Raw genomic sequence first — 15,670 nt, forward strand, 5'->3', positions numbered from 1 at the left:
GAAGAAACTATAAGTTGAACTAAAAAACTACTTGGAGGCAAAAGCAGCGGAGGGGAATTTTGGAACTGCAGGAGCGATAGCGACCGCCTTTGTCTACGGATTTCAACCGCAATAGCGGTATTCTTCAAGAAATCTGTAGACAACAGCGGCCGGAAGTCCAAACATTTACCGCAGTTGCGTTCTATGCCGGATCGGTAAATCTAAAGTTCAACTTATACAAATAACAGAACAGGATTACAACTTCACAGGGAGGTTTGATTCTACCAATGAATTCAGCATATAACGGCGCAGCCGAAGCCCGCCCCTTCGGCTGCTATGACCGGGAACAACTGGGGGAAATCCGCAGCAGAATTGAACAGATTCCTGCGATTGCGCAGGAATACGCAAGACAACAGCAGCTGTCCGGACAATTTGCCGCCCGCGAGGCGGCCGTTCCGCTTAGCGGCCTCGGTGTATTCCGGGTAGAACCCTTCGTCTTCAAAGTTCCCGCCGGGACCGCCTTCCTGAAGCTGGCTGTTCATGTCCGGGGACAGGGCGTTGCCCGTATCTGCGGCGTGCGCCTGACACATTCCCAGCTTGGGCTGCCGGTGGCACTGATAAACGGCAGCTTCGGGGAGGCGCTGAACGGCTGGACCCAAATGCCGGGAAGCGGCAGTACCATTGTGCTGGAGCAACTGTCCGGCAGCGGAAGCGGCCTGCAGCCTTCCGGCGTGACTCCGGCTGGAGGCGCGCAGGAGGACCATGTGCGGAGCGTACGAATCAGCAATACAGCGAAGGCAGAATGGACGGTTCTACGTTATGAGGAGCTCCTGCCTGTATGCGCAGGGGATTATTACGGTATCCAGACAGAGCTCAGCCTGGAAGCCCCTCTTGTGAACGGCGGGATATGCACCGGGGTTACTTTTCTGGATACCGCAGGACAACCGCTTGGACTGGAGCTGCTGTCCCCGCTTTTCAACCGGCTCACGCTGACCAACTGGGCGTATCTGCTGGAGGCTGCCGGTGCGGATGCCAACCTGTATATGGTCTCGGGCGAAGAGCAGTATGCCGGGCTGGCCAAGCGCAAGCTGCAATACATGCTCACCGATATGCGGCTCGGCATGGATATTTTCCGCCGGGACGGCTGGCATGACGACGACACCTACGGCGCTGTGCATATCGGCCGGGGACTAGCCGCTGCCTCGGTCATCTATGACCAGATTGCAGGTAGCGGAGTGCTCGCTGCCGGGGAAACCGCGGCACTGCTCGCCGATTTCCGCTATATCGCGGCGATGATGATGGATACCGTCTACTACCGGTTCGACCTTACAACCTTCCCGGACGAGAAGGGCGGCAAGCGCAGCAACTGGAATGCCGACCGGGCGACCGGGCTCGGGGTCTATGCGCTCCTCTTCCCGCAGGAGGCAGAAAGCGGAGCATACCTGGAGCATGCCCGCTCCGTGATCGACTGGCAGCTCACGGAAGTGGTTGATACGGAGGGCGCATGGCCGGAAAATGTGCGCTATCACGGCGCCGTACTGCACCGTTATTTCCTTTTCTTTGCCCTGCTGAAGCGCCTGAGGGGAGTTGATTATTTCCGGCATCCCAAGGTAAAGGCGATGTACCGCTTCCTGATAGGCATCGTGACAGCGGAGGACATTATTCAAGGCGGGCCTTCCGGTGCGCCCGTTCTGCTTACTCCGGCTGTCGGCGATGCCAATGTGCAGGAACAATGGTTCCGCCTGCTCGGCTACGCGGCCCGATTCTATGCAGAGGAAGATCCGCAGCTGGCAGCGGAAATGATCTGGACCTGGAAGCACGGCGGCGCGCCCGTCCAGGATACCGGAGCCTTCCCGCTGCCGCTGGTCGCGCTGCTGTATCCGCAGCCGGATCTTCCAGAGCAGAAACCTGCTCTCCGCTCCGTACATTATCCAGGCATCGGCTATGTCATCTTCCGCGGCGGAGAGCAGAACCTGCAGCATTATGCCATTTACGAGGCTTCACCGCTGACCTATCACGCCCATCATGATGAAGGCCATTTCTCCATCTGGGCAGATGGGGTTCCCCTGACGCTGGATGCCGGAACCGGCGGCTATTACAACGGGGACCGGCACTGGTATGTGTCCGGAGCCGCACATAACGTCGTCCAGTTCACCGGTGAAACAGGAGACCTTCTGGACGGTCCGCTGCAAAGCGTCTACCGGGAGGTCTGCTTCTCAGAGGAGCTGGATTATGCAAAAAGCCTCATTCCCGATGCGCGGGCCGGAGAATATGAGCGGCATTTCTTGTTCATCAAAGCGGGTTTTGACGCTTATCTGGTCTGGGACCGGATTGAGGGTGGGACAGACAGTGTCTGGAATCTGCATACGCTGAGTACGGAGGCCGAAGTCACGGAGCAGGCCATTGACGCTGTAGGCTTAGGCGGCATGCGGCTGAGCGCGCATATCGCCGAGCCTGCCCTTCCGGTCATTACGACCGGAGAGGGTGCCGTAGGCGGAGCGTACCCGCTGGCCGCGCAGCAGCATTTCCGTGTGCACGGCAACGCTGGCGAGGACTACGTGGTGCTGCTGCATCCCCGGGCAGCAGCGGCTCCCGCACTTCGGCTGGAGCCGTTGGAGTGCGAAGAAGCCGGAGAAGGCGTCCGCTTGTATAAGATCGCCCGCGCAGACGGCGCTTGGTGTGTCGCCGCCATCAACGGCTCCACAATGACCCGCCGCATCCGCGTTCCCGGCGGCGTCCCGCTCAGGCTGCTCGGCACAGCAGAAACGGCGTTGTCTGGAGGGGCAGAGGCTGGGTACACAGCGGCCCAAGCTGCGGAAGCCCGGAATTCGCAGGCTGGGCTGACAGTTCTCGAGGGCTCGGAAGCGGACATTCTATGCCTTGAGCCTGGAACAATTCAGGTTGCCGTTCTAAAAGGATTTGAACGGGTCTGACCCCTATCTATTCATCTTCACGTTCAGACCGCGAGACCCATCAGCTGCATGAAATACAACAGATTGAGTTTTGCCGCAGTCTAATACCTATTCTGTTGCATGAAATACAATCATCCTAAGCAACCGGCGTTGCCGCCTCAATTACTGCCCTTGTCAGGCAGCAATTGTATTGCAAATTCAACTAACCTAAGGAGGAAATAGACATGAGCAATCTTGGAGTATGGGAACCGGCGGAGCCGGGCGTCAAACGCTGCATCCTGAATGCAGCAGCCAGTCTGATGATGATGGAGGTTCATTTCGAGGAGGGAGCCGAGGGCTATGAGCACAGCCATCCGCATGAGCAGATGAGTTACTGTCTGCGTGGAAGCTTTGTGTTCCGCATTGATGGCAAGGAGTACTGCATAGGTGCAGGCCAGAGTATTGCCATACCGGGAAATGCCAAACATGGCGTGACCGCGCTGGAGGCAGATTCAGCGCTGCTCGATGTCTTTACTCCTATCCGTGAGGATCTGCTTAAGCGCTAGGCTGCAACCATTGGATCAGCGGCAAATTACACCTAAACAAACCACGCCTGTCCGGCTAACCGGACAGGCGTGGTTTGTTTTATTCCAAGTTGGCATGCTTGCCGAACATCTGTGTAGTGGTCTGGCCGGTCTGCTCCATCATCCGCAAAATCACAGCATCATAGAAGACGAGCAGGGTCTGTTCAAACAAGGAGGCCATAGGCTGGATGGTGGCGCGCTCTCCGCCGTTCTGTTCCTTCGGAGAGCCCGGCAGCTTCACCGTATAATCGGCCAGTCTGCCGATCGTCGACTCCGGCGCAATGGTCACAGCGGCAACCGCTGCGCCAACCGCCTTGGCTTTCTCCGCCATCGCGAGCAGACTCTTCGTTTCACCCGATCCCGAACCAAGCACAAGAACATCGCCCGCTTCGATTTCCGGCGTTACAGTCTCGCCGACTACATAGGCCTCTTTGCCGGCATGCATCAGCCGCATAGCAAAGGCCCGGCCCATCAGCCCCGACCGGCCTGCCCCGGCGACGAACACCTTGCCGGAGCGCAGCAGCAGCGCTGCAAATTCCTCAGCTTCTGCTGCATCAAGCTGCGCTGCCGAGCGCTGCAGCTCCTTCACTATTTCCTGTGCGTAGCTAACGGTATCCATACGAGCCTTAAGCCTGGCTCACAAGGCGTTTCATTTCTGCCGCCGCTGCCTTCTGGTCACTTTCACCGGTGATGCCGCCGCCAACGATAACGAGGTCAGGTCCGGCTGCAATGACTTCCGGCAGTGTGCTCAGCTTAATCCCCCCGGCAATCGCAGTTTTGGCCCGCTTCACTACGCTCTTGATCGCATGGAGATCGGCGAAGGAATTTTTGCCTTCGGCCTGATGATCATAACCGGAGTGTACACACACATAATCCACACCCAGTGCGTCCACTTCAGCGGCTCTTGCCTTGATATCCTTGACGTTGATCAGGTCAACCAGAATCTCTTTATTCGTCTTCTTGGCTTCCTCAACAGCGCCTCTAATCGTCGAATCATCGGAAACACCCAGCACAGTAACGATATCCGCACCCGCCTCCACGGCCTTCATCACTTCATAACCGCCTGCATCCATAATTTTCAGATCAGCCAGTACGGTCAGCGCCGGGAAAGCTTCTTTAATGGCCTTCACCGCGTGCAATCCTTCATTAATAACAATCGGTGTGCCGATTTCCACAACATCAATAAATTCGGCCACCTCCGAGACGATTTCCTTGGCTCCGGCGATATCCACAAGATCTAGTGCTAATTGCAGCTTCATATGATAAATCTCCTCTTTATATAGATTGAACTTATAATTCTTCTATTTTGGGATTGGCCGTGACTCCAGAGAATGTTTGGACTTCCGGCCGCTGTTAGGTTTGGATTTCCTGAATTTAACCGCGAATCGCGGTAGAAATCCAAACCTAAAGGCAAACGCTATCGCTCCTACAGTTCCAAAATTCTCTTCCGCCACTTTTCCCTAAATGTATATTCTCAAGTTCAATCTATATAGTGTATTTTTGTAAGTGTTGCACTAAGTGTAAGTTCATGCAGTCCAAAAGGGAAGTAGGCACTTTATTGTGATGTAGTTACCTGGAGGATACTATTGTGCTGCGCAGAGGCTTAAATGATGCCAATCTTGAAATAAATTCATCCAATTTTTCATTATTTTCGTAAAAATACTGCATTTTCATAAAAGCTGTGCTAACATACATTTTGTTTGGGACTAAAGCATTTACATTAGTACGGGCAATAATAATAAGAAGGTGTATTATGGAGCAAGCAAAACATCAAGAGTTCAACCTGATTAAGCTGACCTGGCCGATTTTCCTGGAGCTGTTCCTGTTCATGCTTATGGGCAGCGTCGATACGTTTATGATCAGTTCGGTATCGGACGATGCCGTATCCGGCGTGGGTGCAGCGAATCAGATTATAGCTATAGCTATTCTAGTGCTCAGTGTAATCGGAAACGGCGCAGCCATCGTCGTCTCCCAATATCTCGGTTCGAAGAAACCGCAGGAAGCGGCTAATGTAACCGGAAATGCAATAACGCTCAATCTGGCCGTAGGCCTCATTCTAAGCGCGGTTTTGCTGCTGTTCGGCGGAAGCCTGCTGACTGCGCTGAATGTGCAGGGCGATATCCTCGTCTATGCCAGAATGTATATGAACATTGTCGGAGGCGGTATTTTTCTGCAGGCGCTGCTTAACGCCCTGGCGACCACGATCCGCACGCACGGCTTCACGAAGCAGACGATGATGGTCTCCCTGCTCATGAATATCATTCATGTGGTTGGCAACTACATTCTGATCTTCGGACATTTCGGCTTGCCTGCAATGGGAGTACAGGGTGCGGCCATTTCCACAGTGCTGAGCCGGCTGATCACGCTGGTACTGTTCTTCCTGCTGCTGTACCGGATCGTGGAGGTAAGGGTCAAATGGACCTACTACATTCACCTCTCCAAAAAGTACGTGCTGCAGATTCTCAAAATCGGCATTCCGTCTGCGTTTGAATCCATTACCTATCAATCCTGCCAGCTGGTATTTACGCTGTATATTACGTATTTGGGCGCTGAAGCGATGGCCACGCGCCAATACGCGCTGAATATCTCGAGTTATATCTTCTTGTTCAGCGTCGCAGTATCCATGGGCACCTCGATCATTGTTGGACATTTGGTCGGTGCAAAACGTTCCGAGGAAGCCTATTCGCGGGTATTCTCCAGTGTGAAGTGGGCTCTGCTTGTCACCGTAATTATGGATGTCATTGTTATCGCCTTCCGTGTGCCGCTGTTCGGACTGTTCACCGACAATGAGAGCATTGTCCGGATGGGCGCCCAGGTCATACTGCTCAGCTTCTTCCTGGAGACGGGACGCACCTGCAACCTGGTGATCATCAACTCTCTGCGGGCCTCGGGCGACGCCAAGTTCCCTGTTTATATGGGGCTGATCTCCATGGTCTGCATGAGTCTGCCGCTTGGCTATTTTCTGGTGTTCACGCTTGATCTCGGCCTGGCCGGGGTATGGCTGGCCACCGCTTTTGACGAATGGGTAAGAGCCGTGATTATGTATTTCCGCTGGAAGAGCAGAGCCTGGGAGAAACACGGGCTGATCCAGCATGATGCAGAAACACCGGTTAGCCCCTCCCCTGCTGCGGCACATTAAGTATTCCGCAAGATGAAACAGCTTATATCTTGAAGAAGGCGGTTCGCCAAGGTCTTTTCGACCTGACGAACCGCCTTTTTTCATTTATAATGATTCCATAAAAATACATAACAGGAGACGAGGCCGCATATGACCACACATTCACCGAAAGAAAGTGAAATTGAACATTTCAATGCCCTGGCCGCCGGATGGAACAACAGCGAGGAAGCCGTTGCACTGGCCCAGAAGGTTGTAGAAGCTCTGGGCATAAAAGCAGGGCAGAGCCTGCTGGACGTAGCTTCCGGCACCGGTGTCATACCCGCTGCGCTGCACAAGCTCGGCATCCGCCCAGGCCGCTATTTGGCCCTCGACATCTCAAGTGCGATGCTGGAAGCGCTGCGGGAAGGCTATCCTGAAGCAGAGACGCAGTGTGTTGACTTCGAAGATCCCTTCACTTGCGAATCCGGCTTTGATTATGTGCTGATCTATAACAGCATTCCCCATTTCATAAATCTGGAAATGCTGTTCGTCAACGCGGAGCGGAGTCTGAATCCCGGCGGCACATTTATGATTGCCCATTCCAGGACCAGGCAGGGACTTAAAGAGCATCACGCGCGGATTGGCTACAGCAGCACGCGTGAACCGATTCCTCCGGATCAGGAACTGATAGAGCTGGCTGTCCAGCATGGTTTTGACGGGATTACGATTGAGGATGAAGAATTATACTGCTTCTCCTGCTCACGCGTCAGCCTTTAACAGAACCGGCGGCAATGCCCTCGACAATCCGTTCACTCATAATCAGGAACACCAGCAGAATCGGCAGAATGCTGATCATCAGCGTGGCACCGATCGCCCCCCAGTCTGTAGTATACTGGCCGATAAAATTCTGGACCCCGACAGTTAGCGTCTTGTATTTGTCGGAGCTGATGAATGTGTTGACGAAGATAAACTCGTTCCAGTTGTAGATCATATTGATAATGGCTGTTGTCGCCAGCACGGACGAAGTCATCGGCAGCACAATCTTGAAGAACATTCTGTTCACCGAGCAGCCGTCAATAATTGCCGCCTCCTCCACTTCCTTCGGCAGCGCATAGTAGAAGCCAAGCAGAATCATAATCGTTGTGGGCAGGTTGAACGCCACATACGACAGAATGATCGACAGCGGATTATCCGTTAAATGCAGCTTCAGAAACATACTGAACAGCGGAATCAATGTGGAATGGACAGGGATCATCAGCCCGACCATGAACAGGCCCAGCACCAGTGATCTGCCCTTCCAGATCATGCGGGTCACGGCAAAGGTGACGAAGCTGGCCAGCAGCACCGTAAGCACCAGGGCAACCGCCGTAATCCAGACGCTGTTCAGAAAATACTGTCCTATATTTCCGTTGACCCATACATTTTCATAGTTGCTCCAGTGCGGATGCGCCGGAATGGCGAATGGAGCCATGTTGAATACTTCCTGATTGTTCTTCAGCGAGAAGATGAGCAGCCAGACTAGCGGCAGCACCTGGATCACAGCTACGGCGATAAGGGCGAGGTACATAACGCCATAACCGGTTCTGTGCAAGAGCGGTACCCCGCTGCGCTGCCGAATCGGCGGGTAGCCCGCAGCGGCTTGAGTTCTCATGATAGGCTCCTCCTTTCAAGGCGGGCAATATTTAATCACGAATACTGGATCGTATCTTTCGAAGCAGTCGCCTTACGGATCAGATAAGTGGCCACCAGACAGATGAGCAGCAGGAAAAACCCGACCGCGCTGCCATATCCGAAGTCAAAGCTGCGGAAGGCCTTGTGATACATATAAGATGCCATAACTTCACTTGCCCCGTTCGGCCCCCCGTCAGTCATGACATAAATGAGATCAAAATATTTCAGCGACCCCACCACCGACAGCACCACGGTCACCTTAATCACCTCACTGATAAGCGGTAGCTTGATCCGGGTGGCGATCTGCCAAGGATTGGCCCCGTCTATCCGCGCGGCTTCCATCAGCGATTCGGGAATGTTCTTTAAGGCAGCATAATAAATCAGAATATAAAAACCGGCATATTGCCAAATAATCGGGATAAACAAAGCAATCAGCACAATGAAGGGCTCAGCCAGCCAGGACGGCGGATTGTCGACCCCGAGAGAAGTCAGCAGGCTGTTCAGCACACCATTGGTGGGATGATAGATCTTCATCCACAACTGCGCGATGGCTACGGAAGACAGCAGCATGGGGATCAGGTAAATTTTGCGCAGCAGGTTTGCGCCCTTGATTTTGCCGGATAAGACCAGAGCAATCCCTAGATAACCGATGAGGCTGATGCCCGAGAATAAAGCGAGCAGCAGGGAATGCAGTGCGCTTTGCCAGAAGGCGTTGTCCCGCACCAGCTCCTTATAATTGTCCAGTCCGATGAATACCATCTTGCCGATGCCGTCCCACTGGTTCAGTCCATAATAACCGGTCAGGACAATCGGAATATAAATAATGCCCATGATGAGCAGCAGGGAAGGCAGCACATACAGTGCGATCACCAGCTTGTTGGACATCACTTTCGCCATGGCACAATCCCTCCTTTTCTCACTGAAATACTCGTATTAAAAGGGGCGGAAGTCCCCGCAGCCAACCTGAGGCTTCCGCTCCACACTCTATTGTTAATTGCCTTTCTCTACAGCTTCTTTATGTTTGGTGGCGAATTGTTCGGGGGTTACTGCCTTGCCGAACAGCGCCTGAATCATATCCAGGTGGACTTGTGCAGCGCCCGGTTTCATTTGCACATCGGCAAACAGCGTGATGCTGCTGGCATTGTTCAGCTCATTCAGCAGGTCAACATACAGCTGAGGCAAATTGCTGTTTGCTGTATCAACCTTGGTAGCCGGGATTACACCGGCAGTGGTTACGGATTCCTCGCCCCACTTGGAGACAAAGTACTCCACAAACGCTTTGGCCTCTTCCTTCACCTTGGAGGACTCGGCTACGAACAGGCCGACACCGGGACCGCCCACCCAACTGTTGATGTTGCCCTTGCCGCCATCAACGGTCGGGAATTTGAAGAAGCCTACCTTGTCCTTGAATTCCTGCGGAATATCAGGGTTTGTCGTAAAGTTCGGAAGCTCCCAGGTGCCCATCAGGTACATAGCCGCTTTTTCATTCATGAATTCGGACTTGCCTTCATCGTTGGACAAGCCGTTGAAGCCCTTGTTAAAGGCATTCATGTCAACTAGAGTCTGCACTTCGGCCGCCGCCTGAATGAGGCCCGGATCATCGAAGGAGCCTGTACCGTTCGTAGCTTTCTTCAGCGTGTCACTGCCGGCAATCCGGTCGGCCAGATACATATACCACAGTGAACCGGTCCAGCGGTCTTTGTTGCCGAGGGCAATCGGTGCCACTCCATTATCGGATAGCGTTTTCACAACTTGCTTGAATTCCTCATAGGTGGCCGGTACTTGCAGGTTATGTTTGGCGAAGATGTCTTTGTTGTAGTAAATCGGTGAAATGTTCAGCTCAATCGGCAGCGCGTAGGTTTTGCCGTCCACTGCATAAGCCTCCGTAGTCCCTGCGACGAATTTATCCTTCAGCTGTGCCCCGCCCAGGATATCATCCAGCGGAGCGAACAAGCCGCCTTTTACATATGGCTCCATGAAGCCTGCCGCCCATGTAATTCCGACATCGGGAAGCTCGTTGGAAGCGGACAGCACCTTGAGCTTATTCTTATACTGCTCGTTCTCCAGCACCTCCTGCTTGATAGTAACGTTCGGATGCTCCTTCTGGTATTCGTCTATAATCTGTCCGACCAGTTTATTCTGCTGCGCTGAGCTGCCCGCTGGCCATAAGTGCATCATATTAATCGTGACTTTCTGTGCAGGAGCATCGGTAGCCGCTTCTGTGTTCCCCGCTCCCGCCTCGCTGCCACTTGCGGCGTTATTATTCTTCGTCCCGCCGCAGCCTGAGAGAATCAGCGCCAGCGTAAAAGTCAAAAGCAGGCCTCTAGTCAACTTGTTCCTTGGCATTGCTATAACCTCCATTTTTTCAGTTGTGCGGATTCTGTAACCGCTCTCAAATAAATACTAACATTGCAACCGGAGGTTTATAAGATCACACTCATTGGCAAAACTTCCACTTTTATTGGATTTCCGTCTGCTTATCCCCCATCTGCTGGCGGTAGCGGCTTGGGCTTATGCCTTCAAGTGATTTGAATACCTTGATAAAATATTTGTCCGTGCGGTAGCCTACACGCTCGCCGATCTCGCCGATGGGCATTCGCGTCTGCAGCAGCATTTCCTTGGCCCGCTGAACCCTCAGCCGCGACACATATTCGCTGAAGGGAACCCCCGTCTGTTCCTTGAACAGCACACTGAAGTAACTCGCGTTCAGGTGGATCATCCCGGCCACCTCTGCCATACTTAGCTGCTCTTGCAGATGCTGCTCCACGTAGACAAGCGCTTCTTTCACCGGTTCTCCCATGCCGCTGCGCTCCGGATCCATCTCCAGCAGTTTGTGGTCAACCAGCTTCTCCAGCTTCTCGCGCCGCTGCTCTTCCTCCTCACGCTTCAGGGCAGCTTCAACCACCTGCAGCAGTTCACTCTTATCCAGCGGCTTGAGCAGATAATTGACTGCCCCCAGTTGCAGCGCCTGCTGCACATATTCAAATTCAGCATAGCCGGAAATGACGATCACCACCGGCTTACGCGTCTGCCCCTCCAGCGAGCGGATCAGATCCAGCCCGCTGACCTCCGGCATCCGGACATCGGTTATCAGCAGATGCACCCGCCCGCGCAGCAGCCGTTCACGGGCTTCAATCCCATTATCTGCGGTTTCCACGGTATATCTCCCTGCTGCCCATACTTCCAGCGTCTGCTTAATGCCCTGCCGGGTCCGCGGCTCATCGTCCACGACCAGAATCATTTTGTTGCCCAGGCTCATAGGTATATCCCCCATTGTTCGGTATTTCAAAGGTAATGGCCGTCCCTTGGGACAGTTTGCTGTCGATCATCATTCCTTGAAGATCCGCATTTTCCCGGCCATAGTAAAGCTTAAGCCGCCGCTGAACATTCACAAGGCCCACACCGTTCCCCTTGGAAGAGATGGAAGGACCGCCCTCCAGTGAATTGTAGAGCGCCTGCAACGTGTCCGCATCCATTCCCGGGCCATTATCGCTTACGGTTATTGTCGTCCAGCCCTGCCGGAGTGACGGCTGGACAACAACGCTGACCAACCCGCTGCCGACACGGCTCTCGACTCCGTGCAGAATCGCATTTTCGGCAATCGGCTGGATCAGCAGCTTCGGCACCGGAACAGCCGCCGCCTGCGGAGCCAGCTCGACATTCCAGGTCAGACGTTCGCCCATCCGCATCTCCATAATCTGCAAATACCGCCGGACCTGTTCCACCTCTTCTCCAAGTGTTACCCATTCATCCATGTTCGGATTGCCGATGATATAACGGAACAGCCGCGACATCACTACCACCAGACCGGCCAGCTCCTCTTCCCCTTTCTCCTCCAGCGACCAGTTGAACGCCTCCAAGGTGTTGAACAGAAAATGGGGATTGATTTGCGCCTGCAGCGCTTTGAGCTCCGTGCGGCTTTGCAGCACTTCTTTTTCATAAACTACACGGATTAAGTCGTTCATATTGGCAATCATGCCATTGTATGTGTTGTTCAGCTCCCGAAGCTCCATCGTAGATACAGACTGCAAATTGGGGGTCAGCACCCCGAGCCGCGATTTGCGCATCGCCCGGATCAAATGCATGATCGGCCGCGTAATCATGGTAGACAACACAAACGACATAATCAAAAACAGCACCGTTCCGAGCGCCCCGGAAACCAGCAGCACCGTCCGCAGCACAGAGATCCCCTTCGTCACATAACTGACAGGCGTAAGCACCAGCAGCGTCCAATTGGTCTTGTCCGAGCGCAGCTTGACCTGCACATATTCTTTGTCCTGGAAGCTGACGGTCTGGTCCTTGCTGTGGAGCAGCGGTAGCAGATTAGCCACCGGCGTTTCGCTGCTGCCCAGCGGCTGGCCGTCATCACTGACAAGCAGAATCGACTCGCCGCCGTCGCTGCCCGAGAGCGGATCATTCAGCTGAAAGTAGCTCCGCTGAATCCGCGCCATGAGGTAGCCGCCCCGTGAGAACCAGCGGTCCATCAGGCTGACCTGGCGGATCGCCAGCAGACTCTGATCATCATTCGGATCGACGCCGATCCAGACCAGTCTGCCCTTTTGTACATTGGCTTCGCTAATATAACTGCCGTTAATCCTTGTACTCAAGCTGCCATCTTTAATCGGGAACAACAGCCGGTAATCGGCCGTATACAGCTCAAGGGAGCCGACGCTCGGCATGTAAGCCTGATAGCTAGATACAATTTTCAGCAGCGACTGCCGCTGGTTAAAGGACACTTTCTGGCCGTTCAGCTCTTCAAGCAGCAGCTGCTGGACCGTCGGATGATTGGCCACCTGCTCTGTGAGACTGTCTATCTGGCCGATCAATGCGTCCAGTCTTCCGTTGGCCTGAACCGCAGTCTGCTGGATATGCCGCTCGGAATTATTTTTCAGCAGCGAAGAGACCCGGTCATACACAAATGCTCCCGAAACGACAATAATGATCAGCATCACAAGCAGAAATCCGATAAAGATTTGATTGCGCAGCGTATTCAGCTCTTTGAATCTTCCGTACACTTTGGCCCCTCCTTCACTGATAGCGCTTCCAGCTCTATTCTCCAGAAGTGCTGCCGCTTGGTCAAGACCTATTGTCATTGGGGGCACTCCAAGACAACAAAAAACCCTTAAGCAAGTCCCGGATTTAAGGGAGCTTAAGGGTATCGACGTTAGAAGAAAACCGGTCAAATCAACCAGGAAGAGAAAACTACCTAATTGTAATTCCCTTCTTTATTTCCTTCATCTCATGATTCGTGTTGACAAGCATAGGCAGGATCTTCATGCTTCGAGTCATTGGTGAATTGCATTGCCAGCAGGTAGGCACATATTGAAAAGCGAAATTATCGCGCATCCAACCGGTGCAACCTTCTTTGGTGCAGGACCAAATGGCTGTGTCTTCCTGCGGAAGATCCTCCAGCGCTTTTTTACGAAAATACATAAGTACCCCTCCTTAGTTCGTATCCATACGATTCATTACCTTTTCAGGAACGTTAGGACAGGTATGCGTAATAAAAAAAGCTGCCCTCAACTTGTGTTAAGGACAGCTTTGATTTAAAAATTACAGTTTTACAACGTTTTCGGCTTGTGGTCCACGAGCGCCTTGAGTTACGTTGAACTCTACGCGTTGGCCTTCATCCAAAGATTTGAAACCATCACCAGTGATTGCGGAGAAGTGTACGAATACGTCGCTTCCACCTTCAACCTCGATAAAACCGAAACCTTTGTCTGCGTTAAACCATTTCACTGTACCTGTTTGCATAATATTACCTCCAATATTTTATTTAACACATGTCCTTTTATTCCTACGTATTGTACGAACAAATAAAAATTCACACATTGGAAAAGGATTCATACGCACAAATGATAACCTTTTACAATATGTGAATTAAGGTTTAAATTTATGATTGACTTCATTGTAGCACATTAATTTACCGAAAGCAAAGAAAACGGCAAACTTTTTTTTGGGCAGCTGCCCATGATTCAACCGGAGTGAACCATGAGCCGCTCCCAGCCCCAAGGTTTCTAATCAATATACCCTGCAAGCCCCTTGTCCATCAGATAGTCCATTTCTGCATCGAGAATAGTCTCGACTGTCAGTTCGTCCAGCTTCACATCACGCTGGGCAGTGACATAATCAACCAGGTCATCGTTGTCTATATCAACTTCGCCTTTGCTGTTGGCTTTGGCATTGTTGATAAAGTTCTGCTCATGCTGCAGCACCAGCTTGATCAGCTTCGGATCAACCTTCGTTTGGGCGGACAGCACCTCCAACAATTCCTGCTCATTTACTTTATCGCTCATAATCGTTAGTCAGCTCCTCAGGCATTTATGCTCCATTATTGTAGCACAAGTCAACCTGCCGACGCTTCGTTTCGGCTACAGGCTCCAACCGGGGATTTGGCGCAAATCTCCATCCCAGATCTGCACGGTGCTCTTCACCGGAACATCCCGGGGAGACGATGCCGTCTGAATATAACAGGAGTCAATCCCTACTTCTACAGCCCCGGCAATATCCGTACGCGGATCATTGCCAATCATAATCGCCGAGCTTAAGTCCGCACCGTAGGTGTCCGTCAAATAGCGGTAAAACAACGGGTCCGGCTTACTCACCCCCGCCTCCGAGGAGATGGCCACCCCATCAAACAAATGCAGAATGCCAAGCATAGTCAGTTCAGCCTCAACGAAGGTTTTCTGTCCGTTGGACAGCAGGAACACTTTTTTGCCGCCAGCTCTTAAGCTCTGGAGAATTTCTGCCACTCCGTCGTACAGGGAGATATGAATCATGGATAACGTCCGCACCCATCTCACCGTTTCATGCAGCCATTCCTCGTTCGGACTTCCGCCCAAATCCCGTGCCACCACCCGGAAAACTTCCTCCATAATGAAATCGGGAAACTCGCAGCTCTGCGCAGCAGCGGCAAGCTGGATGTCCCGCTCCGCCAGGAACCTTTCCTGCAGCTCTGTTCCCGTGATGTTCATACCGTGATAACTAAAGTGGAGCGCCAGCCGTTCCCATACCTCGGGACGTTCTTCATCGGTTTCAATATCAATCAGTGTACCGTACAGATCAAAAATATAGGTTTGATACATAAAAATGCCCCCTTATTTCGTTTGTGTCCGGCCCACCGCAGTTAGAATGCCGGATAGAATTCATATTTTCAGTTTACTATAACTATATAAATTGGACTTATAATTCTTCTATTCTTCTATTTTGGGATTGGCCGTGACTACAGAGAATATTTGGACTTCCGGCCGCTGTTAGGTTTGGATTTCCTGAATTCAACCGCGAATCGCGGTAGAAATCCAAACCTTGCCCACTAGAGTAAAGAGCTGGTTTGTACCCAGCCCCTCCTCATCAAACCGTACGTGAGGTTTTCCCTCATACGGCTTTCCGATGTTCGTCACTCATGGGCATGCAACCTTCACGGCCTTTTGCTCCAAAAGCTAGTTTCT

15 protein-coding genes are annotated in these 15,670 nt (G+C 52.6%); 4 read left to right on the forward strand and 11 right to left on the reverse strand.

From position 1 onward, the window contains the following. Positions 1 to 266 precede the first annotated feature (266 nt). Positions 267 to 2,912, forward strand: a complete 2,646-nt coding sequence (locus ACQ76X_RS23925; protein ID WP_438496231.1) for a heparinase II/III domain-containing protein — start codon at positions 267 to 269, stop codon at positions 2,910 to 2,912. A 203-nt stretch (positions 2,913 to 3,115) separates the two neighbouring features. Continuing rightward, positions 3,116 to 3,436, forward strand: a complete 321-nt coding sequence (locus ACQ76X_RS23930; RefSeq protein WP_038597789.1) for a cupin domain-containing protein — start codon at positions 3,116 to 3,118, stop codon at positions 3,434 to 3,436. Between the two features lie 79 nt (positions 3,437 to 3,515). Here the strand turns inward: ACQ76X_RS23930 and hxlB are convergent, their stop codons facing one another. Then, positions 3,516 to 4,073 (reverse strand): 6-phospho-3-hexuloisomerase, encoded by a 558-nt coding sequence (gene hxlB / locus ACQ76X_RS23935; protein WP_438496232.1) that lies wholly within the window; start codon positions 4,071 to 4,073, stop codon positions 3,516 to 3,518. 7 nt (positions 4,074 to 4,080) lie between these two features. Then, positions 4,081 to 4,713 (reverse strand): 3-hexulose-6-phosphate synthase, encoded by a 633-nt coding sequence (gene hxlA / locus ACQ76X_RS23940; protein WP_038597793.1) that lies wholly within the window; start codon positions 4,711 to 4,713, stop codon positions 4,081 to 4,083. 494 nt (positions 4,714 to 5,207) lie between these two features. Here hxlA and ACQ76X_RS23945 point away from each other — a divergent pair, with 494 nt between their 5' ends. Both ACQ76X_RS23945 and ACQ76X_RS23950 read left to right on the forward strand, forming a co-directional pair. Continuing rightward, the gene (locus ACQ76X_RS23945; protein ID WP_438496233.1) at positions 5,208 to 6,593 is read left to right on the forward strand and encodes an MATE family efflux transporter; all 1,386 of its coding nucleotides are present in this window, start codon (positions 5,208 to 5,210) and stop codon (positions 6,591 to 6,593) included. A 129-nt stretch (positions 6,594 to 6,722) separates the two neighbouring features. Then, a complete protein-coding gene (locus tag ACQ76X_RS23950) occupies positions 6,723 to 7,328 on the forward strand; it encodes a class I SAM-dependent methyltransferase (RefSeq protein ID WP_438496234.1) in 606 nt (201 codons plus the stop codon). Here ACQ76X_RS23950 and ACQ76X_RS23955 read toward each other — a convergent pair. The 9 genes from ACQ76X_RS23955 to ACQ76X_RS23995 form a co-directional block, all read right to left on the reverse strand. Then, complete coding sequence (locus ACQ76X_RS23955) at positions 7,318 to 8,202, reverse strand: carbohydrate ABC transporter permease (RefSeq protein ID WP_038597797.1); 885 nt, start codon at positions 8,200 to 8,202, stop codon at positions 7,318 to 7,320. The genes ACQ76X_RS23950 and ACQ76X_RS23955 overlap by 11 nt on opposite strands. A 35-nt stretch (positions 8,203 to 8,237) precedes the next feature. Beyond that, positions 8,238 to 9,119, reverse strand: a complete 882-nt coding sequence (locus tag ACQ76X_RS23960; protein ID WP_438496235.1) for a carbohydrate ABC transporter permease — start codon at positions 9,117 to 9,119, stop codon at positions 8,238 to 8,240. Positions 9,120 to 9,212: 93 nt separating this feature from the next. Then, entirely contained in the window at positions 9,213 to 10,568 is a 1,356-nt protein-coding gene (locus ACQ76X_RS23965; protein WP_438496236.1) for an extracellular solute-binding protein, read from the reverse strand. Positions 10,569 to 10,680: 112 nt separating this feature from the next. Beyond that, positions 10,681 to 11,481: a response regulator transcription factor gene (locus ACQ76X_RS23970; protein ID WP_438496237.1), complete on the reverse strand. Its 801-nt coding sequence runs from the start codon at positions 11,479 to 11,481 to the stop codon at positions 10,681 to 10,683. Then, a complete protein-coding gene (locus tag ACQ76X_RS23975; RefSeq protein ID WP_438496243.1) occupies positions 11,441 to 13,171 on the reverse strand; it encodes a sensor histidine kinase in 1,731 nt (576 codons plus the stop codon). Before ACQ76X_RS23975 ends, ACQ76X_RS23970 begins: the two co-directional genes overlap by 41 nt. Before the next feature lie 253 nt (positions 13,172 to 13,424). Further along, the gene (locus tag ACQ76X_RS23980) at positions 13,425 to 13,655 is read right to left on the reverse strand and encodes a cold-shock protein (RefSeq protein ID WP_076110972.1); all 231 of its coding nucleotides are present in this window, start codon (positions 13,653 to 13,655) and stop codon (positions 13,425 to 13,427) included. A 120-nt stretch (positions 13,656 to 13,775) separates the two neighbouring features. Beyond that, positions 13,776 to 13,976 carry a cold-shock protein gene (locus ACQ76X_RS23985; RefSeq protein WP_019914790.1) on the reverse strand — a complete coding sequence of 67 codons (201 nt, stop codon included), beginning with the start codon at positions 13,974 to 13,976 and terminating at the stop codon, positions 13,776 to 13,778. A 263-nt stretch (positions 13,977 to 14,239) separates the two neighbouring features. Beyond that, positions 14,240 to 14,518 carry a hypothetical protein gene (locus ACQ76X_RS23990; RefSeq protein ID WP_438496238.1) on the reverse strand — a complete coding sequence of 93 codons (279 nt, stop codon included), beginning with the start codon at positions 14,516 to 14,518 and terminating at the stop codon, positions 14,240 to 14,242. 75 nt (positions 14,519 to 14,593) lie between these two features. Continuing rightward, positions 14,594 to 15,307, reverse strand: coding sequence for an HAD family hydrolase (locus ACQ76X_RS23995; protein WP_438496239.1), 714 nt, complete (start codon positions 15,305 to 15,307; stop codon positions 14,594 to 14,596). Positions 15,308 to 15,670: the final 363 nt, after the last annotated feature.

The organism is Paenibacillus sp. IHBB 3054 (genome assembly GCF_051594305.1).
GTDB lineage: Bacteria > Bacillota > Bacilli > Paenibacillales > Paenibacillaceae > Paenibacillus_AQ.

Excerpts from the sequence above, each read along its gene's own strand:
- ACQ76X_RS23965 (WP_438496236.1), bottom strand. The coding sequence starts at position 10,568 with ATGCCAAGGAACAAGTTGACTAGAGGCCTGCTTTTGACTTTTACGCTG.
- ACQ76X_RS23960 (WP_438496235.1), bottom strand. The coding sequence starts at position 9,119 with ATGGCGAAAGTGATGTCCAACAAGCTGGTGATCGCACTGTATGTGCTG.
- ACQ76X_RS23990 (WP_438496238.1), bottom strand. The coding sequence starts at position 14,518 with ATGAGCGATAAAGTAAATGAGCAGGAATTGTTGGAGGTGCTGTCCGCC.
- ACQ76X_RS23925 (WP_438496231.1), top strand. The coding sequence starts at position 267 with ATGAATTCAGCATATAACGGCGCAGCCGAAGCCCGCCCCTTCGGCTGC.
- ACQ76X_RS23945 (WP_438496233.1), top strand. The coding sequence starts at position 5,208 with ATGGAGCAAGCAAAACATCAAGAGTTCAACCTGATTAAGCTGACCTGG.
- ACQ76X_RS23970 (WP_438496237.1), bottom strand. The coding sequence starts at position 11,481 with ATGAGCCTGGGCAACAAAATGATTCTGGTCGTGGACGATGAGCCGCGG.
- ACQ76X_RS23975 (WP_438496243.1), bottom strand. The coding sequence starts at position 13,171 with ATGCTGATCATTATTGTCGTTTCGGGAGCATTTGTGTATGACCGGGTC.
- hxlA (WP_038597793.1), bottom strand. The coding sequence starts at position 4,713 with ATGAAGCTGCAATTAGCACTAGATCTTGTGGATATCGCCGGAGCCAAG.
- ACQ76X_RS23980 (WP_076110972.1), bottom strand. The coding sequence starts at position 13,655 with ATGTATTTTCGTAAAAAAGCGCTGGAGGATCTTCCGCAGGAAGACACA.
- ACQ76X_RS23930 (WP_038597789.1), top strand. The coding sequence starts at position 3,116 with ATGAGCAATCTTGGAGTATGGGAACCGGCGGAGCCGGGCGTCAAACGC.
- ACQ76X_RS23955 (WP_038597797.1), bottom strand. The coding sequence starts at position 8,202 with ATGAGAACTCAAGCCGCTGCGGGCTACCCGCCGATTCGGCAGCGCAGC.
- hxlB (WP_438496232.1), bottom strand. The coding sequence starts at position 4,073 with ATGGATACCGTTAGCTACGCACAGGAAATAGTGAAGGAGCTGCAGCGC.
- ACQ76X_RS23995 (WP_438496239.1), bottom strand. The coding sequence starts at position 15,307 with ATGTATCAAACCTATATTTTTGATCTGTACGGTACACTGATTGATATT.
- ACQ76X_RS23985 (WP_019914790.1), bottom strand. The coding sequence starts at position 13,976 with ATGCAAACAGGTACAGTGAAATGGTTTAACGCAGACAAAGGTTTCGGT.
- ACQ76X_RS23950 (WP_438496234.1), top strand. The coding sequence starts at position 6,723 with ATGACCACACATTCACCGAAAGAAAGTGAAATTGAACATTTCAATGCC.